Source organism: Tigheibacillus halophilus (assembly GCF_042683165.1).
GTDB lineage: Bacteria > Bacillota > Bacilli > Bacillales > Amphibacillaceae > Tigheibacillus > Tigheibacillus halophilus.
Map to the genome: position 1 here is coordinate 806,764 of NZ_JBHUIZ010000003.1, position 22,502 is coordinate 829,265.

Sequence of the window (22,502 nt, forward strand, 5' to 3'; positions counted from 1 at the left end):
AACCTCTCCTCTTTAAGAAATATGGACAGTGTGAAAATCACTGGCTATTTCCGTATTGGGGAATACCTCCCTGGATTCCTGCAGCAGGCCTGGTACATCCTCTGCCTGATAGCGGGAAGAGATGTGAGTAAGAACCAGCTTTTTAACGTTAAATTGTTTTGAAAGCTCTGCAGCCTGGACCGTTGTAGAATGAAAGTAATTTTTAGCCATTTCAGAACTTATGGCGTTAAAAGTGGCTTCATGGACCAAAATATCAGAATCAGTGACAAAAGGGCCGTGGGCTTCCGGTAAAGACCTAGTGTCACCCAGAATGGTAATGATTTTACCACGCTTAGCCGGTCCGATGAAGTCTTTGCTTTCGATGATACTTCCTTCTGGAAGGACCACCGTTTCGTTCTGTTTTATTTGTTTATAAATTGGACCAGGTTCAATTCCGAGCTGTTTCAGTTTATCGACAAGTAATTCACCTGGTCTATCTTTTTGCATAATGCGGAAACCATAACTGTCGATGCCATGATCAAGCTTCATACATTTCACCTGGAAATTTTCCTCATCAAAAACCATTCCATCCGCAATTTCAACAAATGAAAGGGGATAGTTTAGATGTGCTTGACTGACAGCTAAGCTGACTTGAATAAATTCTTTTATGCCTCTTGGTCCATAGACGGTTAAACCTTCCTTGCCGCCTTGAAAAGACCTGCTGCTTAGAAATCCGGGCAATCCGAATAAATGATCACCGTGCAGATGGGTGATAAAGATTTTATTGATTTTGCCTGGTTTAATCGTTGTATGCATGATTTGGTGCTGGGTGGCTTCGCCGCAGTCAAAAAGCCAGATGTGGTTTTCTTCTTGCAATAGCTTTAAAGCGATCGATGTCACATTTCGTTCTTTGGAAGGAATGCCGGCACCGGTCCCTAGGAATAGCAATTCCATTTCGTTTCACCTGCCAATATTTATTTCCATCCTCGTTCATATTGCCGAGGTGCTGTAATCTCCTCTTGCAGTTCATCAGCAGCAGCTTTTGCCCAATAAGGATTCTTTAGCAAGGCTCTTCCAACAAAGACCAAATCTGCACGTTCATTCTGCAAAATTTCTTCTGCCTGTAGGCCGTTCGTGATTAAGCCGACTGCTCCGGTGGGAATATCTGTTTCATGTTTGATCTGCTCACAGCGCCTGACTTGGTAGCCGGGAAATACAGCGATCTTCGCATGGACAACACCTCCGGAACTGCAATCAATGAGATGAACGCCATCCTTCTTCATTTCTTTTGCAAAGTAAATCATATCTTCCTGACTATTGCCATCCTGGTGATATTCATCGGCTGAAATACGAACAAACAAAGGCCCGTCCCATACTTTCTTGACGGTCTGAATGATTTCTTTCAAAAAACGATATCTATTCTCTGCATTGCCGCCATACATATCAGAGCGTTTATTAGACAACGGCGACAGGAATTCATTGATCAAATAGCCATGAGCTGCATGGATTTCTATTAGGTCAAAATCTGCTTGCTTTGCTCTTGATGCGCTTTTCCCGAAAGCTGCAATGGTTTTTCGGATATCCGCTTCCGTCATCTCATTCGGTTTCTTAGCGTCTTTATCAAATGGAATAGCAGAAGGGGCGAAAATGTCCTCGTCCAATACCGCCTTCCTTCCTGCATGTGCCAACTGGATCCCGGTTTTTGCACCATAGCTGTGTAATTGTTCATTCAAGACACTAAGCCCTGATATTTGTCCATCATCCCAAAGGCCTAAATCCTGTGGAGAGATTCTTCCTTCTGGAAGCACCGCAGTTGCCTCAGTCATGATCAAACCGACTTGTCCAACTGCTCGTGAGACATAGTGGCTCATGTGAAAGTCCGTTATTTTCCCATCTTCATCTTCACACGAGTACATACACATAGGTGACATAGCGATTCTGTTTTTCAACGTAAGATTTTGAATAGTTACTGGTGTAAATAGTTTTGACATATCTATTCCTCCCGATGGTGAATTAAAGCTTTAAAATTTTGCGGCACGCAACTGCCTTATCCGGATAATCCGTGATCAAACCATCGCATCCAAGCAGCATGCAGTGCACAAGCCGTCTCTTTCTGTTTGGGGTATACACCCTTAATTTGATGCCTTCTTTATGACAGGCTTTTACCAGCTTCAGATGGAGAAGTGTTGTCTTTATATGCAGTGCATCTGCGCCGGCTGCTTTGGCCGCTGCCAGCGGATTTGCAAAACGTCTTCCGGTAAGCAATGCGGTTTCTATATCTGGATTGATCTGTTTCAATTTTTTTAAACTAAGTGGGTTGAAACTGGAAATGACTGTCCGGTCCAGCAAATTGTAAGCATCCAGCTGTTTCAGCACGATATCTTCCAGATGCCTATATGTTATTTTATTATTTTTAAGCTCCAAATTTAAATGTAAAGGTTTATCTTTTGCCCATTCCAGGAATTCCTCCAGTGAGGGAACAGGGGTATTCACCTCGGTTGGAAAGCCAGCATTGGCATTCAGCGCTTTGATTTGCTGGTATGTAACGTCCTTGACATACCCTCCGGTTCCGGTGGTACGCCTCAAACGTTCATCATGAATGAGAACGGGCACGCCGTCTTTTGTAAGCTGCACGTCAGTTTCAATACCTTCCGCTTCTTCAGATAATGCTATGCGAAATGCGGCCATGGTATTTTCAGGAGCTTTGCCGCTTGCTCCGCGATGTGCATAAATAACAGTTGTCATTTCTTCACCCCTTTTAATGATTGTGTTTGTTTTTTGGCAGAAAGTCAAAGAAGATGCAACAGAGTTTAGTTTGAGCATGAAAATACTTTATTCTTTGCATAGTACAGCCAAAAAACACCAGACGCAGAGGATGTGACTTTCTGCAGGAATGCGGGTAGAATGATGGTAAAAACGTCTGTATTGGAAAATGGATGCAACGCCAAGCGAAACGGCAGAGAGGATTGCAACAGAATGACTGATGATAGATTAAACAATAAAAAAATTATCGTGACAGGGGCTTCCAGTGGAATTGGCGCGCAACTTGCCAAGGAAATCGCCAAAGCAGGAGGCAAGCCAATATTGATTGCAAGATCTGCCGATAAGCTGGGAGAATTGTGCAAAACCATCTACAGGGATTACCAAATCGATTGTCCCGTCTACCCCCTTGACTTAAAGAGTGAAGCAGCCGTTCAATCGACCGCTGAAGTTATCTTCGAGGACAATGGGGAGATCAATGCTTTGATCAATAATGCCGGCGCAGGGAGATTTGCTGGAATACAGGAATTCAGTATGGGAGAAATTGAGGATGTGTTTTCGTTGAATGTGAAAGCACTCATGCAAATGACAATGCTATACTTGAATCAGTTTTCGAGTACTCAGGGGGATGGCCATATTATTAATATCGCTTCACAGGCAGGGAAACTGGCTACACCAAAGTCGGCAGTTTATGCTGCATCGAAACATGCTGTCCTTGGTTTCTCCAATGCGTTACGAATGGAGCTGGCCCCCATAGGAATTCATTTAACTACTGTCAATTTGGGCCCAGTAAACACGAACTTTTTTGATAATGCTGATCCGAGCGGGAAATATCGTCAAAGTGTAAGAAGATATATGCTGGATCCGCATAAGGTAGCACAAAAAATTGTAAAAAACCTCTTTAAGAAAAAAAGAGAAATCAATTTACCTTGGTGGATGGAAGCTGCAAGCAGAATGCATGGGATTGCTCCACGATTTTTGGAAACTATGTTAAAGAAACAATTCAATAAAAAATGAAAGAGTTGAATGAATGTGAAACTCAAACTAACGTTAAATGCAAGCGAAAAATTACGGGAATTAAATAAAGGGAAATATCATTATTTGGTACTTTGGTACGATATTGAAGGGTGCGGATGCGGGGTAAATGGAGTAAATAGGATCATTTTCTCCAATGATGTCAAAGATACGTATCGAAAGGTCGATTCAAGCAGTACGGAATTTTCCATATGGGTACCTGAACAGCAAGCTATTTTCTTTAGTGAAGAACTAGCATTGGATTTTAAAAATAGTATGTTTCGGCTGTCCAGCGCGGGAGAAATACTCAACGCTTTCATTTCTCCACGTAGTTTATTCCATGAATGAAAACAGGACTAGCACGATGTCTTGTCCTGTTTTCATTCATGTTCATGTTAGCGGTGGTTCGTATATTTATTTTGCTTTGTCAAGTGTCTCAGTTGTTCATAAACCTTCTTGCTGACTGGAGCAAGACTTGCAATATTTTCATGTAATTGATTGATAGAACTAGCACCAAAAACAACACTGGCGACAGCGGGTTGTCTAAGAATATATTGTATGGCAAGCTGGTTGACAGACTTTCCTTGCACAGCAATCTTTTCCAATTCCAGCTGAATGGAACGTAATTCATCAACGGTATACGTTAAATAACCTTCAGGATGTTTATCGAACAATTTTTCTTTTCCTTTTTCAGTAAGGATGCCTTTTGCCAACGGTCCGCGTGCAAGTATGCTGATTTGTTCTGCTTCTAACAGATCGATTATCTCTTCCTCTGCACGGCGGTCGAGCATACTGTATTGAAGCATGACAGCATCGATATTGGATTTTTTCACAAATTCCCGAATTACATTTGGCCTGATGGACGAAATGCCATAAGCACGTATTACCCCTTCTTTCTTCAATGATTCAAAGGCCGCAATCGTTTCATCTATCGGGTCGTCCAGTGTACCGCCATGCAACATATAAAAATCGATATAGTCCGTTTGCAGGCGCTGCAGGCTAGCTTTTACAGCTTTTTGAATATAAGAAGCAGAAGGATCCCAGAACCAGTCTTTTGTTGCTTTATGGAAGTGATTGCCGACTTTTGATGTGATGATAAGGTCTTCACGCTTGTTTTTGATAGCTGTGCCGACCATTTTTTCATTTTCACCAAAATCATATAAATCTGCCGTGTCGAGGTGGTTGATGCCATGATACAGCGCTTCATCAATGATCCTCATAGATTCTTGTTTGCCCGGGGCTAAGGACATGCATCCCAGAGTCAGCTCCGAAATATAGATACCTGATTTACCAAGCTGATTTCGTTTCATCAAGAATTCCTCCTCATACTAAGTAGTACAATGTGATGTAATCTAATCATAAAGGGTTCGTACTTGTGAAACAAAACATTTACTTTGCCGTATAAAGATAGCGTGTAAAATAATATGTTAAAATAAGAGTAAAGAATGAAGAATTAGGTGATATCGAATGGATAAATTTGTGGAAAAAACATTAAGCACTGAGCAGATATACAGTGGCAAAATCGTTCATTTACAGGTCGATAAAGTGATGTTGCCAGACGGGAAGATCGCAACCAGGGAACTGATCAAGCACCCAGGAGCAGTTGCTGTCATTGCAATAAATGATGACAATAAATTGATCCTGGTCGAGCAGTACCGAAAGCCGTGCGAACGGACCCTTGTGGAAATTCCTGCCGGCAAATTGGAGCAGGGGGAAGATCCAAAGCAGGCTGCAGTGCGAGAATTAGAGGAAGAAACCGGTTATGTGGCGAAGGAGTTGAAATATATAACATCGTTTTATTCATCTCCTGGCTTCGCTGATGAATTGCTCCACATATATTTCACAGACAAACTGGTGAAATCGGATGATCCGAGAGAAGCTGACGAGGATGAGTTTGTAGAAGTTCTTGAACTAAGTTTGCAGGAAGCTAAGCAGTATGCTGCCATTCAAAAAATATGCGATGCCAAAACAAATTATGCAGTCCTTTATTTGGAAATGCAGGAAATGATGCAACGATGATGCAAACCTATTTTGCCGATATGCATATTCATATTGGCAGAGATATGTACAACCACCCTGTAAAAATTACCGGTGCAAAAACGCTCACATTGACAAATGTTCTAAAAGAAGCCAGCAGAAACAAGGGTATTGATTTGGTGGGGGTAATTGATTGCCATTCCCCGCATGTGCAAGCGGAAATCAAGCAGCTGATTGCGGAAGAGAAGGCATATGAACTCACTGATGGGGGAATCCGTTTTGAAAAAGTGACGCTTTTGCTCGGCAGTGAAATTGAAATATATGATGATCATTGCCAGGGTCCGATTCACGTCCTTTGTTTTCTTCCAAGTATGATGGCAATGGAGAGATTCAGCGAATGGCTTGCTGAAAGAATGAAAAATATCTCGCTGAGCTCACAGCGCTACTATGGAACTGCAAAAGAGCTGCAATATAAAGTGAAAGAATTAGAAGGTATATTTATTCCGGCACATGTTTTTACACCTTTTAAGAGTCTATTTGGCAAAGGTGTGCGCAAATCTCTTCAAGAGGTGCTTGACCCGGTGTTGATTGATGGCATCGAACTTGGGTTGAGTGCAGATACGGAAATGGCTGATCAAATTGCCGAGCTGCAGAATTATACATTCGTTTCAAATTCAGATGCACATTCCCTCGCGAAGATTGCCAGAGAATATCAGGCAGTCCAAATGGAGGAACCATCATTTAAAGAATTCTGGTGGGTACTGCATGGGATAAAGGGAAGAAAGATCGTCAGTAACTATGGTATGAACCCATTGCTTGGAAAATATTATTCTACAGTGTGCAAAAATTGTCTGCGTACCTTGTCTGCGGGGGAGAGTATTTGCGGTGAATGCGGTTCTGTAAATATCATTAAAGGAGTATCTGACAGGATAAAGGAACTTGCTGATGCATCTGACCGGGTGAAAAGACCTCCATACTTGTACCAAGTCCCGCTTGAATACCTGCCAAAGCTTGGACCCAAAACTTTTGCGAAGCTTCTCAAGCGGTTCGGGACAGAGATGCAGGTAATTCATTACGCTGCTCAAACAGAATTAGCAGAAGTCTTGCCCCCCAAAATTGTCGAGATGATCATGCAAATGCGCAAAGGTAAATTGGCCATTCATGCTGGCGGCGGCGGAAAATATGGGCATGTGGAATCATAATACTCACCCGTGCTTTCTTCCGGTCAAATAGTTGATAGATTTTTGGTATTTTTGCAAGGAATTCTTCATAGATTTCTTATAACAGAGAACTATTTTTGAATGGAGGATTCCTATGCAGTTTAAAAGAAGCCACGCAGTAAGCCATGTACAAAACAATGCCAGCATTTACATATTCATGATTATTCTGTTCCTGACCGGGATCATATTTGGTGCTATAATTGTCAATAGTATGGACTTTGTCCAAAAGCAGGACCTGTACTTTTATTTGGAAAGATTTTTCGGAGAAATATCGCATGAACAAGCGATCGAACGAACCGCTATATTAAGAGAGAGTTTTTTCTATCATTTAAAATATCTGCTGTTGATGTTTGTTCTAGGTTTTTCAGTGATCGGTTTACCGATTGTATGGGTGCTGTTATTTTTAAAAGGAATTGTAGTAGGTTTTTCAGTTGGATTCATCGTCAATCAGCTTGGAATGCAGGGGTTTATGCTTGCCTCATTATCAATCGCACCACAGAACTTGATCATTATCCCGATATATATTGTGGCTGGCAGTCTTTCGATGATTTTCTCATTGGCTCTGATCAATAAATTGTTTTCAAAACGTATTTCCAGACCTGTATTCCATTCTTTCGGAAAATATTTTGCATTATTTTTCGCCTTGGTTGTGCTTGCGCTTGGCGCTGCTGCAATAGAAGCATATGCCGCCAACGGAGCGATGGTTTCCCTGATTAAATCATTTTATACAAAGTCCTGATATTCTAATTGAGAATGAATCTGCACTCATCGAGATTACTTTGTTTTACTAATTGTAAAAGATACTATATAATAATTAGTATAAATTTAATCTTGCATTGAATTTATTTTGACAGCTGTTTTATGTGTGCATATAATAAAGATGGGATATGAGGGAGGGGAACCTGTCATGGAACATCGCATTGATCGGATTAAAAAGCTGCTTCATGCGCAAAGCTATAAATTGACACCACAGCGGGAAGCTACGGTCAGAGTCTTGCTTGAAAGAGAGGAAGACCACCTTAGTGCAGAAGATATATATTTACTGGTGAAGGAAAAAGCACCGGAAATCGGCTTGGCAACTGTATACAGGACTTTGGAATTGCTATCTGAACTTAAAATCGTTGATAAAATCAGTTTTGGTGACGGCGTTTCACGATATGATTTACGCAAGGAAGGTGCAGAGCATTTCCACCACCATCTTGTTTGCATCGAATGTGGCTCTGTCGAAGAAATCGTTGAAGATTTGCTGGTGGATGTGGAAAAACTGATTGAATCGGACTGGGGATTTCAAGTGAAAGATCACCGGTTAACTTTTCATGGCGTTTGTAAACAATGCCAAAAAGCAGCCGTAAAAACTCCGCTTTAAATTTGGCCATTTCTTACGAGGAAAGGCCTTTTTACTTTTAATACACTACCCGCACTTCCATGTAATCATAATGCCAGAAGATGGGCGGATACCTTTATAATATTCATGCGATGTGTATATGCTGCGGAATTGGAAAAGGCTGGTCGGACAAATGCTTTCTTTATCCGGAGGGGCAGGTTTTATTAAAAAATGGACTAGTTCCAAAGATAATGTATAATCTCTTACTTTTTTGGCATATCTTTTAATATTAAGGTACGTTCAGAAAGATTAATAACTTTTTGCGCGAATAACAGATGATATTAAGGGAGAATCGCCAATGAAACAAATGGTATGGGACACGATGAAGGTATTTATCATTTTTGTTGCCTGCACATGTTTATTTTATTTCGGATTGCGAATGATGCACGATGAATATGAACAGTACCATCGCTACGATTTACCTGAAGGTCCCGCTGTGAAAGTTTTCGGTGACCATTCGAGCCTCGTGGATAGATTGCCAATTATATTCAGATTTGGGGAGTAGATATGATTAAAAATGCATTGGAAGATTTCTTTCATTACTTACAGATTGAAAAAGGGCTGGCAGACAACACTCTCCAATCTTACCGGCATGATTTATTACTTTACGCTACATATATATCAGAGAAAGCAAATAAAAAAGATTGGAATTTAGTCGTGCGACATGATATTATCGGACATTTACAGAATTTGAAAGATCAGGGAAAGTCTGCAGCGACGCTTGCCCGGACGCTCTCTTCCATTCGGACTTTCCATCACTTTCTAGTACATGATGGTGTTTCAGATAACGATCCCAGCCATCATATTGAAACGCCGAAAAAAGCAAGGAATCTGCCGGGCATTCTTTCATCGGCTGATGTAGAGGCTTTATTGAACATCACTGGAAAAAAGCCATTGGATATTCGCAATAAAGCGATGCTAGAGTTGATGTATGCAACCGGCTTAAGGGTTTCAGAGCTTACTGCTCTGAATGTAGCGGACTTACATTTGACAATGGGTTTTTTGCGTTGCTTCGGAAAGGGTGCGAAAGAGAGAATTATCCCAATTGGCGATTCGGCCATCGATGCCGTGGAAGTATACTTGCAACAATCACGCTACAAATTAATCAAGAGAAATAAAACTGAAAACGCTTTATTCGTGAACCAACATGGTAAACGCCTTACCAGACAAGGGTTCTGGAAACTTATTAAAAAAATTGCTGTGGACAAGCAGATAAAAAAAGAAATCACACCGCATACATTACGGCATTCTTTTGCGACACATTTGCTGGAAAACGGAGCTGATCTCCGGGCGGTGCAGGAAATGCTTGGCCATTCAGACATCTCCACCACACAAATATACACACATGTGACAAAAAATAGGATGAAAGAGGTTTATCAACAGTTTCATCCAAGGGCATAATATATTTGTTTTTAGTTGTCTGACATCTAACGACGAGGTAAAATGAAAACAAAGAGTAAAGCAAACTTATCAATAAATTATTTGGGAGGAAATCATCATGGGAGAATTCAAACGCGTTTTTTTAATTGTCATGGATTCCGTAGGTATTGGAGAAGCCCCGGATGCGGCACGCTTCGATGATGCGGGTGCAGATACTTTCGGCCATATCGCTGGGCATATGGGCGGGCTTCATATGCCTAATATGGGGAAACTCGGCCTCAGCAATATCCGTGAGATTAAAGGTATCCAGAAAACTGATCATCCGATGGCTCATTATACGAAGATGCAAGAAGCTTCTAATGGCAAAGATACCATGACCGGCCATTGGGAGATTATGGGACTTCATATACAGAAACCATTTCGCACATTTCCTGAGGGTTTCCCAGATGAATTGATTCAAGAACTGAAGAAGCGTACAGGCAGAGACATAATTGGAAATAAACCTGCCTCAGGAACAGTGATTCTGGACGAGCTTGGCGAACAGCATATGAAGACTGGGGCACTGATCGTATACACTTCAGCTGATTCGGTCCTGCAAATCGCCGCTCATGAAGATGTCGTTCCGTTAGATGAATTGTACCAGATTTGTGAAACTGCCAGAGAGCTTACACTCGATGAGAGATATATGGTCGGGAGGGTCATTGCGAGACCGTTCATTGGGGTTCCAGGAGCCTTCGAAAGAACACCGAATCGCCACGATTATGCATTGAAACCATTCGGCAGAACTGTTATGAATGAACTGAAAGACAGTGGCTATGACGTTATTGCCTTAGGGAAAATCTCTGATATTTACGATGGAGAAGGAGTCACTGAAGCAATCCGTACAAAAGATAATGGAGACGGAATGACGAAGCTCTCTGAAACAATGGACAAGAATTTCAATGGAATCAGCTTTCTCAATCTAGTGGATTTTGATGCGAAATACGGCCACCGCCGCGATCCACAGGGGTATGGTGAAGCATTAGAATACTTTGATAAACGATTGACAGAAATATTGGATAAACTGAACAGTGATGACTTGTTGATCATTACTGCGGATCATGGGAATGATCCTGTGCATCATGGGACAGATCACACCAGGGAATATGTGCCATTAATCGTTTACCATACTGGAATCGAGGAAGGAAAAGCAATCCCGCTCCGAGAAACGTTTGCCGATATTGGAGCAACTATTTCTGAAAACTTTTCAATCAAAATGCCTGAACACGGAACAAGTTTCTTGAAAAATATCATCCACTGATGAATGGGGGACGGAAGAATGGTGTATGAAAATTATATCAACGATGCTAGTATTTATATTGAACAAAAAATAAATACGAAACCAACAATCGGATTAATTTTGGGGTCCGGTCTTGGGGTATTGGCAGATCAAATTAAAGATCCAGTCACAATCGCCTATAAACATATCCCCCATTTTCCTGAATCCACTGTATCAGGGCATAAAGGACAGCTTGTCATTGGGGAACTGGAAGGACAGCAAGTCATAGCGATGCAAGGCCGTTTCCATTATTACGAAGGTTATACGATGCAGCAGGTAACTTTTCCTGTACGTGTCATGAAAGAGCTGGGTGTCGAGACACTGATTGTCACTAATGCAGCAGGTGGAATTAATACAGATTTTGAACCTGGCGCCTTGATGATCATTACTGACCATATAAATAACATGGGGAATAATCCGCTGATAGGGCCAAATGAGGAAAGTGCCGGACCGCGTTTTCCGGATATGTCTCAAGCTTATGATCCTGAACTTATTAAGCTTGCAAAAGTTTGCGCGAATGGGTTGGGTCTTGGAGTAGAACAAGGTGTCTATGTCGCTAATACTGGACCAGCATATGAGACTCCAGCTGAAATTCGTATGCTTCGCGCCATGGGAGGGGACGCAGTAGGTATGTCCACTGTTCCAGAAGTCATTGTGGCCCGTCACAGCGGAATGAACGTTCTTGGGATCTCATGCATTTCCAATATGGCAGCCGGAATTATGGACCAACCACTCACCCATCAGGAAGTCATGGAAACAACCGATAAAGTGCGGGAAGATTTTCTTCGCTTTATTAAGAGAATCGTTCACAATATCTTTGAAAAGAGAGTTGGGAAGTAATGAGAATTTCTGACATTATAGAAAAAAAGCGGGATGGAAAAGAACTCACGGAAGAGGAAATTCGCTATTTTGTGAATGGATATACGGATGGCGCCATCCCTGATTATCAGGCAAGCGCATTACTGATGGCTATTTATTTCCGGGATATGAACGAAACTGAACGTGCAGTTTTGACGTCTGCTATGGTAGAATCAGGGGATCAAATCGATCTTTCTGCCATTGACGGCACCAAAGTGGATAAGCATTCCACTGGGGGTGTTGGTGATACCACCACACTCATTCTTGCGCCATGGGTTGCATCTTTAGGTGTTCCTGTCGCCAAGATGAGCGGGAGAGGACTGGGACACACAGGCGGAACGTTAGATAAGCTGGAGTCGATTCCAGGTTTTCATATAGAGCTGTCTAATGATGAGTTTATCGAATTAGTGAACCGCAATAAACTGGCTGTTATTGGACAATCAGGCAATCTGACTCCAGCTGATAAAAAACTGTACAGTTTACGCGATGTCACTGCAACTGTGAATTCCATCCCATTGATCGCCAGCTCCATCATGAGCAAAAAAATCGCTTCTGGCGCCGATGCCATCGTACTAGATGTAAAAACCGGATCTGGCGCGTTCATGAAGGACTTAAGAGATGCGGAAAAACTGGCACATGCTATGGTATCCATCGGTAATCGTGTTGGCAGGAAGACAATGGCTGTCATTTCCAACATGAGCCAGCCGCTTGGATTTGCCATCGGAAATGCTTTGGAAATTAAAGAAGCGATAGAAACGCTGCAGGGCAATGGCCCAGATGATTTGACGGAGCTTTGCCTCACACTTGGAAGTCGAATGGTATTGCTGGCCGGAAAAGCTGAAAGCGTGGATGGAGCAAGAGAAATGCTTATACAGAATATGCACAATGGCAAAGCCTTTGCGCAATTCAAGAAGTTCCTGATCGCCCAAGGCGGAGATGCAAAGGTTGCAGACAATCCTGAACTATTACCTGCTGCGACATGGCGGATTGAGCTGCCTGCAAAAAAATCCGGTTACATAGATTCGATAGTGGCAGACGAAATAGGCAAAGCAGCGATGTTGTTGGGAGCTGGGCGTGCTTCAAAAGAATCAGAAATCGATTTGGCGGTAGGTATTGTTTTGCACAAGAAAATCGGAGATCCTGTTAAAGAGGGAGAATCATTACTGACGCTCCACACTAACAGTGAAGATGTAGACAATGTGAAACAAGCCATTTACCAGAATATCACGATTTCCGACCAGCCAGTCCAAGCACCTTCGTTAATTTATAAAACTATTGAAAGTTGATTTGAAATAAAAGCATCTGCTTTAATGGTACCGACCCCCGAAAATTAGATTTTTACTCTAACTTTTAGGGGTAACCACCAATCCGCAGATGCTTTTATTTATATTGAGAAGCAATCGCTGGAGATTTTACCGCCTGGCGCTCTATGCTATGCACTGTACCTCAAGCAAACCCGGAAGTTTTCTTATATTTATAGTTATAAAAACACCTCGGAATGGACAGCATAGTTCTATATTGAATGCTGGAGGTAGAATAATGAAAAAATGCGTTTTTTCACTGGTGGGAGCGTTATTGATCTTGGTTTCAGGCATGCAGCCTGTGGTGCATGCTGAAGAAAAAGACGATCAAACATTAGGTTTGGCCAAAGAAACAAAATCTGCAATTTTGTTGGAAAGAGATACAGGGAAAATATTATTTCAAAAGGACGCAGACAAAAGGCTTCCTCCCGCTAGCATGACCAAACTCATGACATTACTCATCATTATGCAGGAGTTGGAAAAAGGCGACCTGACAAAAAATGAAAAAGTCAGGGTCAGCGAAAATGCTGCCAGTATGGGGGGATCTCAGATATTTCTCGAGGCTGGAGAGGAAATGTCAGTGAATGACTTGCTCAAGGGTATTGCGGTAGCATCTGGTAATGACGCCAGTGTCGCAATGGCAGAAAAAATAGCAGGCAGTGAAAGTTCCTTTGTCAAGCGAATGAATAAAGAAGCGAAAAAGCTGAATTTGAAAAATACACAGTTCCAAAATGTATCGGGGCTCCCGGCAAAAAACCATTACAGCACAGCTCACGATATGGCGATGATCGCCAAGGAGTTACTGCGTTATGAAGATATCACGAATTATACATCCATCTATGAGGATTACTTGCGCAAAGGCGAGGAAAACGAATTTTGGCTGGTCAATACGAATAAGCTTGTTAAACATTATCAAGGTGTGGATGGATTGAAGACAGGTTTTACAAACGAGGCAAAATATTGTTTGACCGCGACTGCCAAAAAAGAAGGCATGCGTGTTGTCACTGTAGTGATGGGGGCTGAAACGATTAAGAAACGTAACGCAGCAACAGCAGAACTGCTCGATTATGCGTATAATCATTACAATACGAAACAACTATTCAAAAAAGGACAAACAGTATCTAAGCTCGATATGTTCAAAGCAGAAAACAGACATGTCAATGTCGTGACCGCGGCCTCTGTCAGTACATTATTGAAAAAAGGGGAAAAACCGGAAGAAATCTCAACAGAGACTATGATGAACGAAAACTTCAACCTGCCAATAAAAAAGGGCGATCAGGTTGGGGAATTGCGAGTCAAAAAAGGTAATAAAGTGTTGTCTGCGACCCCGTTGATAGTAGAAGATGATGTTGAACCAGCAACTTATTTCACATTATTCAAGAGATCATTACAAAAATTGTCGAAATCAAATTGAATCATATCGAATTGATTCTAGTTTTGTCTAAAAGCAGGAATATTACCTTCTGGCAAAGAATAGTTACATATAAGAAAGCATGCGAGGAGGAAATGAAATGGGTTTATCCTATACGTTCAATGTGAAAGAGGATGTGTTGGTTGTTCGTTTGGATGGGGAATTGGATCACCATGAATCCGAAAAATTACGTCAGGACTGGAAAGAGATGATTGAAGAAAATCCAATTAAACATATCATTCTAAATCTGGGCTCTGTCACATTTATGGACAGTTCCGGACTAGGAGTAGTATTAGGAAGATACAAGGAAGTCTTGCAGCTAGGCGGTGAAATGGTTGTCTGCTCCATTTCACCTGCTGTAAAACGTTTGTTTGACATGTCTGGCATGTTTAAGATCCTTCGTTTGGAAGAAAATGAACAATTTGCTTTAAGAACGTTGGGGGTGGCGTCATGAAAAATGAAATGACTGTGGAATTTTCCAGTGTTAGCGAAAATGAATCGTTTGCAAGGGTTACTGTAGGTTCATTCATCACACAACTTGATCCTACGATGGAAGAATTGACTGAAATTAAAACAGTGGTATCCGAAGCAGTAACAAATGCGATCATTCATGGTTACAATAACGAGCCGGATCATAAAGTGGTGATCACGTGTATGTTGCTGGACGATGAAGTGGATTTGACAATCAAGGATTACGGGATAGGTATTGAAAATGTGCAAGAAGCCAGACAGCCTCTTTACACTTCAAAGCCAGAGTTAGAAAGATCGGGTATGGGTTTTACCATCATTGAAAATTTCATGGATTCTGTTGAAGTCACTTCCTCGCCGGAGTGTGGAACAACAGTCCGCATGAGAAAGCAAATTGCCAAAAATAAATTGGCTTACCAATAGGGAAACGGCTATGAATGTAGATGTAAAGCAAAATAAGAAGTCAAAAGAGACCTTGACTGATGATAAAACCCGCGAATTGATCGCCAGCAGCCAGGCTGGGGATAAAGATGCCAGGGATTTACTGGTAGAAAAAAATATCCGCTTAGTATGGTCAGTTGTACAGCGGTTTTTGAACCGGGGTTATGACCCTGATGATTTATTTCAAATTGGAAGCATCGGTTTGATAAAATCGATTGACAAGTTCGATTTAACTTATGATGTTCGCTTTTCAACATATGCCGTCCCGATGATCATCGGAGAAATCCAGCGTTTTCTCCGAGATGACGGCAGTGTGAAGGTCAGCAGATCTTTAAAAGAAATTGGAAATAAAGTACGGAAAAAGAAAGACGAAATGACTAAAAAGCTAAAACGAACACCGACTATCAACGAAATCTCTGAGGAGTTGGGTATCACTCCCGAAGAGGTCGTGCATGCACAGGAGGCAGCGAAATCTCCACAATCCATTCATGAAACTGTGTTCGAAAATGACGGTGATCCTATCACGTTACTGGATCAAATTTCAGACAAGCACAACAATTGGTTCGATAAACTTTCGTTGGAAGAAGCGATTCGCAGCTTGGACGAGAGGGAAAGACTAATTGTCTATTTGCGGTATTACAAAGATAAAACCCAGTCGGAGGTAGCCGACAGGCTTGGAATCTCGCAGGTTCAAGTTTCCAGGCTTGAAAAGAAAATACTGGTAGATATCAAAAATAGTATTGATACGTAGCAGACTGAGTCGGATCAGTCCCTTGCTTGCAGCAACGCTTATATTGCCAAAGTTGCGGCCGGGGCTGATCTTTTTTTGTCTGGAGACTTGTGCACAATACCGGGATGGATTTTTTGGTTTTCGTTTATAAAATCTGGATAAATGACTCATACTACATTTATATGAGATGCTGAAGCTTCGTATCCTGCTATGCGAACTTGACATTTGTGTTGACAAATTAGCCGATACTTCAAATGGAGTGATTGAATGCAAAGCAAGAAAATACCTTCCAAAATAGAAGACATAAGCAAATATATGAAAGATCATGTGGGTGTTGGTAAATCCTATGATTTTGGATTCCGTGAAATTGTCGTTTTAAAAAGAAAGATACAGATTTATTATGTCAATGGTCTGGTAGACAGCTCCATTATCGTGAAACTGATGGAAGAGCTATTGTACTTGAACGATCATGAAATCCAATATAAAAAGGCGCCGGAAATCATCGAAAACCGTCTCATTCATGAACAGGTGGAGAAAGTTAAAACACTTGATGAGGCAGTAGATCAAGTGCTGTCCGGTTTAATAGCTATCTTTGTTGATGGCTTTGATCAGTCATTTATTGTTGACGTCCGGCATTATCCAGGAAGAAGTCCGGAGGAACCAGATACCGAAAGGGTTATACGTGGATCAAGGGACGGTTTTACAGAAAACATTGTTGAGAATACAGGCTTGACAAGAAGAAGGATTCGGGATGAACGTCTGCGTCATGAAATGATGAAAGTAGGAGAAAGATCCAAGACAGATGTTTGTGTAGGTTATATAGAAGATGTGGCGGATAATGACTTCGTAAAATATGCCAAAGAACGTTTGGAAGCTATGGAGGTTGACGGTATACCCATGGCAGACAAAACAGTCGAAGAATTTATATTAGGCCACAAATGGACCCCATTTCCAATGGTACGCTATACAGAACGCCCTGATGTAGCTGCAAGTCATCTGATGGACGGTCACGTTATTTTGTATATTGATACGTCACCTACTGTCATCATCTTGCCTACTACCTATATTAATTGCCTGGAACACGCTGAGGAATATCGTCAAGCACCTTCTATTGGAACGTACATCCGTTGGACAAGACTGCTGGCAGTGTTTTTGTCTGTGTTTCTTTTGCCGCTTTGGCTGTTATTCACCTTAGAGCCCTCTCTTTTACCGCATAGTTTACAATTTATCGGTCCTGGCAAAGAGGGGCATATTCCGATTGTTTTACAAATCATCATGGCGGAGGTCGGTGTTGAGTTTATGCGGATGGCAGCAGTGCACACACCTACACCTTTGGCAACAGCCATGGGCTTGATTGCTGCTGTGTTGATAGGGGATATCGCTATACAGGTAGGTTTTTTCAGCCCGGAGGTTATTTTATATGTAGCGATCGCAACAATTGGCTCTTACGTTACACCAAGTTATGAGTTAAGTGTGGCAAATAAAATTTTAATGTTTTTCCTGGTGATTGTTACTGCAATTTTCCGAACCAATGGTTTTATATTAGGAACATTGATTATTTTCCTGTATTTGATAAGTTTGAAGGCTTTTCGCACACCGTATTTGTCACCGTTTATACCGTTTGATCCCGGGGCGATGTTAAGGTTCTTATTACGGATACCAATGCCTTATGCAAATACTCGACCAAATTATGTGCACCCAAAAAACTTTTACTCTCAGCCATTGAAAAATTCAGAAAAGAAATAAGTGATGAGAGTAATTTTAAACTATAAAATCTTTGTGTTAGGAAGAAAGCATTTGGCAGTGCGGGTTTATTTGTGGAAATGCTGATTGTTGATACGACAGAAACCTAAATGGCCATCAAGTATGTGTGACAGGGGATGTAGCAGTGGATCATTTGATTAATATTCTCAAAGAACTCAAAAGGGGGCAGTCTCGGAATGCCGTTTTAGCAACAATTATCAAAGTTGAAGGCTCGGCTTATCGCAAAGAAGGTACTTGTATGCTGATTAGTGCCGGGAAAAACGTTGGAATGCTAAGTGCCGGCTGCTTAGAAGAAGAATTACAATATCAGGCAGCCGACATGATTAAAAATCAGCTGCACGCACAGGTGCTGGTATATGATATGAGCGCGGAAGATGATCTAGGGTGGGGAAAAGGTGCCGGGTGTAATGGAAAGATTCATATCTTGCTGGAAATGATGACGGACACTTTATATGAGAATTTATTGCAGGTGGAAGAATTGATTGAAGGAGGCAACACAGTACAGAGAGTCAAATCTTTCGAACAAAATAATCAATGGAGTTTGTATATATCTGATAATGAGTGTTTCTTTGGTGATAAAAGCAAATATAATGGCGTAGCAAAATATTTACTTCGTTCATCTGAACATTCCAGCACTTTCCAATTGAAAGGGCAGTGCTTCATCCAAAGGGTGACCCCGCCACCCCGTATGTTCATTTTCGGTGCTGGAGAGGATGTTAAACCTTTAGTCGTAATCGGGGCACAGACCGGATTGGACATACATATATGGGATTGGCGGCCTGCAAAGCTGGCAGAAATGAAACAATTCAATGTGAAAGTGACGAAAGATGTCAGCATCTTTAACTTTGTCAGGAGTTTTTCTTTTAAGCCAAATGACGCAATCATCGTAATGACGCATGCGTTTCAAAAGGATCAGGAGATATTAAAACATATTATTGCTTGCAGGCCGCCATCCTACGTAGGGGTGATGGGGCCAAGAAACAGGACAGCAAGATTGTTGACAGCCAATGAAATGAAACCGATACCAAATTTAGATACACCCGCCGGGGCGGCTATCGGTGCCCAGGGTGCGGAAGAAATAGCTGTCTCTATCATGGCGAATGTGATAAAGCACATCAGAATGTCCATTCATGATAATGAAAGGCGTAATAAGAATGGAGAAACGGATAATAGGTATCTATCTGGCAGCGGGTAAGAGTCTGCGTTTTGGAAGGAACAAACTAGCACAACATCTAAAAGATCAGCCATTAGGAAGTCTGGCTCTCCAGACGGTATTACAATCCAGTATCACACACACGGTAGTGGTTTGCTCCTGCGAGGACCCGTTGATATGGATTACGGATAAAATTGAACAATTGAGGCCAGCCCTATGGGATAGCCTACTATGTAAATCTTTGCAGCAATCCTATTCTTTGAAAGCGGGTTTGCAAAAGGCCCAGTTTCTGCGTGCAGATGCAGTTATAGTATTTTTGGCTGATCAACCATTCATCTCTACCGCATTGATCGAAAAATTGATAGATGTATATATGCAACTTGATAAAAATAATGAAACGCCTTGGTTCATTTCTTCAGGTTTTGGGGATGCATCAAGGCCTCCTGTGTTAATCACTCCAGCAATGTTTCCGTATCTTTTCCGATTGCGTGGAGATCGAGGTGCAAGGTCACTGATTCAAATGCATAGGGAAAAAGGAAAGATAATCAAATTCAATGATCCAGATCTTTTTTTTGACATAGACACACCACGGGACTTTGCTGCTGCTCTACAGAAAAAATCCAAATAAAATAGACGGCTGCCATTCCGTAGCAAAGAGAATTTTTCGCAAAACGCTGTGTAACTTGCAATCCAAGGGACCGGCCGGAAATTTTGGAAAAACGAGTTACAATACCGGACGTCGCATTCCATATGGTCTTGCTTTGTCTTAAATGCCAGTGCCTGTTTCATATACGCTCTGCTTTTAGTTTATCTTTTTTTCCTGTTTTGTCCTACGCAGGTTTATGAAACATCGTCAGTGATATGCATGTTTTTTGGCAGTGCTGCGTACGATCGCTGATTTTCCGCTTTTCATCACTTCGTTAGTATGGTAAAGTATTGATATTATTTTAACTTCTTAAGGAAGTGGGTTTAAAGATGAAAATTGAGGCATCTAAAATAAATCAAAAGGGCCATCTTATGTTTGGAGGCCTGGACACAGTCGAACTTGCAAAAAAATATGGTACACCAGTTTATATTTACGATGTATCCATGATTAGACATAATTGCCGTGCTTTTGTAGATTCCTTTAAGAAGCAGCAGGTGGCATTCCAAGTGGCATATGCTAGCAAGGCCTTCTCATCCATAGCGATGATGCAGGTCGCGAAGCAGGAAGGCATGTCCATAGATGTTGTTTCCGAGGCAGAATTATATACTGCGCTACAAGCCGGATTTCCCGTGGAAAGGATCCATATGCATGGCAACAATAAGAGTGAGGCAGAATTGGAAATGGCCATCACGAACCGAATTGGATGTATTGTTATCGATAATTTTTATGAAATAACGTTGCTTGATCGTTTGCTGAGAAAACACGATTGTCAAATGGACGTTTTGATCAGAGTCACGCCAGGTATAGAGTCTGAAACGCATAAATACATTATGACAGGAAACGTAGACTCCAAATTCGGCTTCAGTATACAGAACGGCCAGGCTGAACAGGCTTTTCTACAACTGCAGCATCATGATTACATTCAGTTGAAAGGACTTCATTGCCATATTGGTTCCCAGATATTCGATTCGGATCGTTTTATTATGGCAGCGGAAATACTATTTGATGAGTTACGTGATTGGAACCAAAAATACGGTTTCGTTTCAGAAGTTCTTAATCTAGGAGGAGGATTCGGTATCCGCTATACTTCTTCTGACAAGCCTCTTCCTTTGGAAGTTTATGCGGAAGAAATTGTCAAAGCCCTGAAACAATACTGGGATGGTGTGGATTTTCCTTTTCCTGAAATTTGGATAGAGCCTGGAAGATCTATTGTCGGAGAAGCGGGAATGACATTATATACGGTCGGGTCTATGAAAGATATCCCCGGCATTAGAAGATATGTGGCAGTTGACGGGGGGATGGCTGACAACATCCGTCCGGCATTATATGAAGCGGAATATGAATGTATAGTAGCGAATAAAGCTGATCAGCCCGACAGAGAAGTTGTCTCTATTGCAGGAAAATGTTGTGAATCGGGAGATATGTTGATCAAGGATATTGCGCTTCCTGATCTTGAAGCGAATGACATCATAGCCGTCCTGGCAACTGGAGCGTATGGCTATTCGATGGCCAGTCATTATAATCGTTTTGCAAATGCTCCGGTCGTCTTCCTGGAAAACGGTGTAGACCATCTGGTAGTACGCGGGGAAACCTATAAGGATGTCGTTCGCAATGACCTCCCCTACGAAGAATGATAGTTTTCTTTGAAAAATGCTTAAGAAATGATAAGATATACTATGGTAAAACAGGACTGATAGAAGAGGAGATTTAAAATGAATAAAGAAGGATATATTGTTTTGGATAATGGCAACAAAATCGAGTTTGAATTGTTTGCTGATGACGCACCCAACACAGTGGCGAATTTTGAAAAACTTGCTAATAGCGGTTTTTATAATGGACTGACATTTCATCGTGTTATTCCGGGGTTCGTCAGTCAAGGGGGCTGCCCGAATGGCAACGGTACTGGGAATGCCGGGTATACTATCAAATGTGAAACAGAAGGCAATCCAAACAAGCACAACCCTGGGACGCTTTCGATGGCACATGCAGGAAAAGATACAGGAAGTTGTCAATTTTTCATCGTTCATGAATCCCAACCACATCTGGATGGTGTCCACACCGTATTTGGACAAGTAACTTCAGGGTTGGAATATGCTAAGGAAATGCAAAATGGTGATGTGATGAAAGAAGTTCGTGTCCTTTCTTAATTGACACGATTATTTTACCGATGAATGGACTGTTTATAGATATATGCTACTTGCTGTTTTTTATCGGACCGATTAGTATATTCATTCATGAATCAGGCCATGCGGCTGGGGCCATAATCGAAAAGGCATATCCAATAACGGTGCATATCGGCAAGGGGAAAAGATTTTTCCGGTTGCATATAAAACGTGTGAATATTATTGTTTACCGCTGGTACTTTCTTGGTGGGGCGACAGATTTTTCCAGAGCAGTCCCTTGTTCAATAAAGAAAATGATCTTGACATCTCTGGCTGGTCCGTTATGTAATTTGATAGTGGCAGCATTTTTCCTAATGATATCTTTAAAAACGACAGATGAACAATATTTGCTGTGGTGTTTGTTTAACACATGGCTTGGCTTGTCTAATATCATTCCATATAAGTGGAGGGGAAATCCTTCTGATGGATATCTTGTTTGGCATGCGGTTCGTTGCCGGGACAACGGCTAAAAGAGCACACAAGCGAAAAGGGTGTTTGAAAAATGAGCGAGCGCAAAAAAAATATTATCCTATTTG

25 protein-coding genes are annotated in these 22,502 nt (G+C 41.6%); 21 read left to right on the forward strand and 4 right to left on the reverse strand.

What is annotated here, in order from left to right; translation table 11 throughout:
• Positions 1–12 precede the first annotated feature (12 nt).
• Genes rnz through ACFSMW_RS04575 form a run of 3 tightly spaced genes read right to left on the reverse strand, consistent with a single transcriptional unit; the run spans position 13 to position 2,724 of the window.
• Positions 13–933, reverse strand: a complete 921-nt coding sequence (gene rnz / locus ACFSMW_RS04565; RefSeq protein ID WP_390353399.1) for a ribonuclease Z — start codon at positions 931–933, stop codon at positions 13–15.
• Between the two features lie 20 nt (positions 934–953).
• Positions 954–1,970, reverse strand: a complete 1,017-nt coding sequence (gene namA, locus ACFSMW_RS04570) for an NADPH dehydrogenase NamA (RefSeq protein ID WP_390353401.1) — start codon at positions 1,968–1,970, stop codon at positions 954–956.
• Between the two features lie 22 nt (positions 1,971–1,992).
• The gene (locus ACFSMW_RS04575) at positions 1,993–2,724 is read right to left on the reverse strand and encodes a glycerophosphodiester phosphodiesterase family protein (protein ID WP_390353403.1); all 732 of its coding nucleotides are present in this window, start codon (positions 2,722–2,724) and stop codon (positions 1,993–1,995) included.
• Positions 2,725–2,883: 159 nt separating this feature from the next.
• On the opposite strand from ACFSMW_RS04575, the gene ACFSMW_RS04580 reads away from it, so the two are divergent.
• A complete protein-coding gene (locus tag ACFSMW_RS04580) occupies positions 2,884–3,756 on the forward strand; it encodes an SDR family NAD(P)-dependent oxidoreductase (protein WP_390353404.1) in 873 nt (290 codons plus the stop codon).
• Between the two features lie 15 nt (positions 3,757–3,771).
• The gene (locus ACFSMW_RS04585; protein WP_390353406.1) at positions 3,772–4,101 is read left to right on the forward strand and encodes an iron-sulfur cluster biosynthesis family protein; all 330 of its coding nucleotides are present in this window, start codon (positions 3,772–3,774) and stop codon (positions 4,099–4,101) included.
• A gap of 47 nt (positions 4,102–4,148) precedes the next feature.
• Here ACFSMW_RS04585 and ACFSMW_RS04590 read toward each other — a convergent pair whose 3' ends face one another.
• Complete coding sequence (locus ACFSMW_RS04590) at positions 4,149–5,063, reverse strand: aldo/keto reductase (RefSeq protein ID WP_390353408.1); 915 nt, start codon at positions 5,061–5,063, stop codon at positions 4,149–4,151.
• 157 nt (positions 5,064–5,220) lie between these two features.
• Between ACFSMW_RS04590 and ACFSMW_RS04595 the strand changes: the two genes are divergently transcribed.
• From ACFSMW_RS04595 to ACFSMW_RS04685, 19 genes are all read left to right on the forward strand, one after another.
• Positions 5,221–5,772 (forward strand): NUDIX hydrolase, encoded by a 552-nt coding sequence (locus tag ACFSMW_RS04595; protein ID WP_390353410.1) that lies wholly within the window; start codon positions 5,221–5,223, stop codon positions 5,770–5,772.
• Positions 5,772–6,932: an endonuclease Q family protein gene (locus ACFSMW_RS04600; RefSeq protein ID WP_390353929.1), complete on the forward strand. Its 1,161-nt coding sequence runs from the start codon at positions 5,772–5,774 to the stop codon at positions 6,930–6,932. Before ACFSMW_RS04595 ends, ACFSMW_RS04600 begins: the two co-directional genes overlap by 1 nt.
• Before the next feature lie 112 nt (positions 6,933–7,044).
• Positions 7,045–7,689 carry a stage II sporulation protein M gene (spoIIM, locus tag ACFSMW_RS04605; RefSeq protein WP_390353412.1) on the forward strand — a complete coding sequence of 215 codons (645 nt, stop codon included), beginning with the start codon at positions 7,045–7,047 and terminating at the stop codon, positions 7,687–7,689.
• 168 nt (positions 7,690–7,857) lie between these two features.
• Complete coding sequence (gene fur, locus ACFSMW_RS04610) at positions 7,858–8,316, forward strand: ferric iron uptake transcriptional regulator (protein ID WP_390353414.1); 459 nt, start codon at positions 7,858–7,860, stop codon at positions 8,314–8,316.
• A gap of 316 nt (positions 8,317–8,632) precedes the next feature.
• The gene (locus ACFSMW_RS04615; RefSeq protein ID WP_390353416.1) at positions 8,633–8,839 is read left to right on the forward strand and encodes a YqzK family protein; all 207 of its coding nucleotides are present in this window, start codon (positions 8,633–8,635) and stop codon (positions 8,837–8,839) included.
• Between the two features lie 2 nt (positions 8,840–8,841).
• Positions 8,842–9,735, forward strand: coding sequence for a site-specific tyrosine recombinase XerD (gene xerD, locus ACFSMW_RS04620; protein ID WP_390353418.1), 894 nt, complete (start codon positions 8,842–8,844; stop codon positions 9,733–9,735).
• A 97-nt stretch (positions 9,736–9,832) separates the two neighbouring features.
• Positions 9,833–11,014, forward strand: a complete 1,182-nt coding sequence (deoB, locus tag ACFSMW_RS04625) for a phosphopentomutase (protein WP_390353420.1) — start codon at positions 9,833–9,835, stop codon at positions 11,012–11,014.
• An 18-nt stretch (positions 11,015–11,032) separates the two neighbouring features.
• On the forward strand, positions 11,033–11,872 hold the full coding sequence (locus ACFSMW_RS04630; RefSeq protein ID WP_390353421.1) for a purine-nucleoside phosphorylase: 840 nt from the start codon (positions 11,033–11,035) through the stop codon (positions 11,870–11,872).
• Entirely contained in the window at positions 11,872–13,176 is a 1,305-nt protein-coding gene (locus ACFSMW_RS04635; RefSeq protein ID WP_390353422.1) for a pyrimidine-nucleoside phosphorylase, read from the forward strand. Before ACFSMW_RS04630 ends, ACFSMW_RS04635 begins: the two co-directional genes overlap by 1 nt.
• Before the next feature lie 253 nt (positions 13,177–13,429).
• Complete coding sequence (locus tag ACFSMW_RS04640) at positions 13,430–14,605, forward strand: D-alanyl-D-alanine carboxypeptidase family protein (RefSeq protein WP_390353424.1); 1,176 nt, start codon at positions 13,430–13,432, stop codon at positions 14,603–14,605.
• Positions 14,606–14,702: 97 nt separating this feature from the next.
• Positions 14,703–15,056 (forward strand): anti-sigma F factor antagonist, encoded by a 354-nt coding sequence (gene spoIIAA / locus ACFSMW_RS04645; RefSeq protein ID WP_390353426.1) that lies wholly within the window; start codon positions 14,703–14,705, stop codon positions 15,054–15,056.
• Complete coding sequence (spoIIAB, locus tag ACFSMW_RS04650; RefSeq protein ID WP_390353428.1) at positions 15,053–15,493, forward strand: anti-sigma F factor; 441 nt, start codon at positions 15,053–15,055, stop codon at positions 15,491–15,493. Before spoIIAA ends, spoIIAB begins: the two co-directional genes overlap by 4 nt.
• Before the next feature lie 10 nt (positions 15,494–15,503).
• Complete coding sequence (sigF, locus tag ACFSMW_RS04655; RefSeq protein WP_390353430.1) at positions 15,504–16,262, forward strand: RNA polymerase sporulation sigma factor SigF; 759 nt, start codon at positions 15,504–15,506, stop codon at positions 16,260–16,262.
• A gap of 246 nt (positions 16,263–16,508) precedes the next feature.
• On the forward strand, positions 16,509–17,987 hold the full coding sequence (locus tag ACFSMW_RS04660; protein WP_390353432.1) for a spore germination protein: 1,479 nt from the start codon (positions 16,509–16,511) through the stop codon (positions 17,985–17,987).
• A 142-nt stretch (positions 17,988–18,129) separates the two neighbouring features.
• Positions 18,130–19,200, forward strand: a complete 1,071-nt coding sequence (locus ACFSMW_RS04665) for an XdhC family protein (RefSeq protein ID WP_390353434.1) — start codon at positions 18,130–18,132, stop codon at positions 19,198–19,200.
• Positions 19,160–19,786, forward strand: a complete 627-nt coding sequence (locus ACFSMW_RS04670; protein ID WP_390353436.1) for an NTP transferase domain-containing protein — start codon at positions 19,160–19,162, stop codon at positions 19,784–19,786. The genes ACFSMW_RS04665 and ACFSMW_RS04670 overlap by 41 nt, the downstream gene beginning before the upstream one ends.
• A gap of 347 nt (positions 19,787–20,133) precedes the next feature.
• Positions 20,134–21,438: a diaminopimelate decarboxylase gene (lysA, locus tag ACFSMW_RS04675; protein WP_390353438.1), complete on the forward strand. Its 1,305-nt coding sequence runs from the start codon at positions 20,134–20,136 to the stop codon at positions 21,436–21,438.
• Positions 21,439–21,516: 78 nt separating this feature from the next.
• On the forward strand, positions 21,517–21,951 hold the full coding sequence (locus tag ACFSMW_RS04680) for a peptidylprolyl isomerase (RefSeq protein ID WP_390353440.1): 435 nt from the start codon (positions 21,517–21,519) through the stop codon (positions 21,949–21,951).
• A 20-nt stretch (positions 21,952–21,971) separates the two neighbouring features.
• Positions 21,972–22,436: a site-2 protease family protein gene (locus ACFSMW_RS04685; RefSeq protein ID WP_390353441.1), complete on the forward strand. Its 465-nt coding sequence runs from the start codon at positions 21,972–21,974 to the stop codon at positions 22,434–22,436.
• The last annotated feature ends 66 nt before the right edge of the window (positions 22,437–22,502 follow it).

Bases quoted from the DNA above. Each gene is read 5' to 3' on its own strand.
- rnz (WP_390353399.1), bottom strand. From the start codon at position 933: ATGGAATTGCTATTCCTAGGGACCGGTGCCGGCATTCCTTCCAAAGAA.
- namA (WP_390353401.1), bottom strand. From the start codon at position 1,970: ATGTCAAAACTATTTACACCAGTAACTATTCAAAATCTTACGTTGAAA.
- ACFSMW_RS04575 (WP_390353403.1), bottom strand. From the start codon at position 2,724: ATGACAACTGTTATTTATGCACATCGCGGAGCAAGCGGCAAAGCTCCT.
- ACFSMW_RS04580 (WP_390353404.1), top strand. From the start codon at position 2,884: ATGATGGTAAAAACGTCTGTATTGGAAAATGGATGCAACGCCAAGCGA.
- ACFSMW_RS04590 (WP_390353408.1), bottom strand. From the start codon at position 5,063: ATGAAACGAAATCAGCTTGGTAAATCAGGTATCTATATTTCGGAGCTG.
- ACFSMW_RS04595 (WP_390353410.1), top strand. From the start codon at position 5,221: ATGGATAAATTTGTGGAAAAAACATTAAGCACTGAGCAGATATACAGT.
- ACFSMW_RS04600 (WP_390353929.1), top strand. From the start codon at position 5,772: ATGCAAACCTATTTTGCCGATATGCATATTCATATTGGCAGAGATATG.
- spoIIM (WP_390353412.1), top strand. From the start codon at position 7,045: ATGCAGTTTAAAAGAAGCCACGCAGTAAGCCATGTACAAAACAATGCC.
- fur (WP_390353414.1), top strand. From the start codon at position 7,858: ATGGAACATCGCATTGATCGGATTAAAAAGCTGCTTCATGCGCAAAGC.
- ACFSMW_RS04615 (WP_390353416.1), top strand. From the start codon at position 8,633: ATGAAACAAATGGTATGGGACACGATGAAGGTATTTATCATTTTTGTT.
- xerD (WP_390353418.1), top strand. From the start codon at position 8,842: ATGATTAAAAATGCATTGGAAGATTTCTTTCATTACTTACAGATTGAA.
- deoB (WP_390353420.1), top strand. From the start codon at position 9,833: ATGGGAGAATTCAAACGCGTTTTTTTAATTGTCATGGATTCCGTAGGT.
- ACFSMW_RS04630 (WP_390353421.1), top strand. From the start codon at position 11,033: ATGGTGTATGAAAATTATATCAACGATGCTAGTATTTATATTGAACAA.
- ACFSMW_RS04635 (WP_390353422.1), top strand. From the start codon at position 11,872: ATGAGAATTTCTGACATTATAGAAAAAAAGCGGGATGGAAAAGAACTC.
- ACFSMW_RS04640 (WP_390353424.1), top strand. From the start codon at position 13,430: ATGAAAAAATGCGTTTTTTCACTGGTGGGAGCGTTATTGATCTTGGTT.
- spoIIAA (WP_390353426.1), top strand. From the start codon at position 14,703: ATGGGTTTATCCTATACGTTCAATGTGAAAGAGGATGTGTTGGTTGTT.
- spoIIAB (WP_390353428.1), top strand. From the start codon at position 15,053: ATGAAAAATGAAATGACTGTGGAATTTTCCAGTGTTAGCGAAAATGAA.
- sigF (WP_390353430.1), top strand. From the start codon at position 15,504: ATGAATGTAGATGTAAAGCAAAATAAGAAGTCAAAAGAGACCTTGACT.
- ACFSMW_RS04660 (WP_390353432.1), top strand. From the start codon at position 16,509: ATGCAAAGCAAGAAAATACCTTCCAAAATAGAAGACATAAGCAAATAT.
- ACFSMW_RS04670 (WP_390353436.1), top strand. From the start codon at position 19,160: ATGGAGAAACGGATAATAGGTATCTATCTGGCAGCGGGTAAGAGTCTG.
- lysA (WP_390353438.1), top strand. From the start codon at position 20,134: ATGAAAATTGAGGCATCTAAAATAAATCAAAAGGGCCATCTTATGTTT.
- ACFSMW_RS04680 (WP_390353440.1), top strand. From the start codon at position 21,517: ATGAATAAAGAAGGATATATTGTTTTGGATAATGGCAACAAAATCGAG.
- ACFSMW_RS04685 (WP_390353441.1), top strand. From the start codon at position 21,972: ATGAATGGACTGTTTATAGATATATGCTACTTGCTGTTTTTTATCGGA.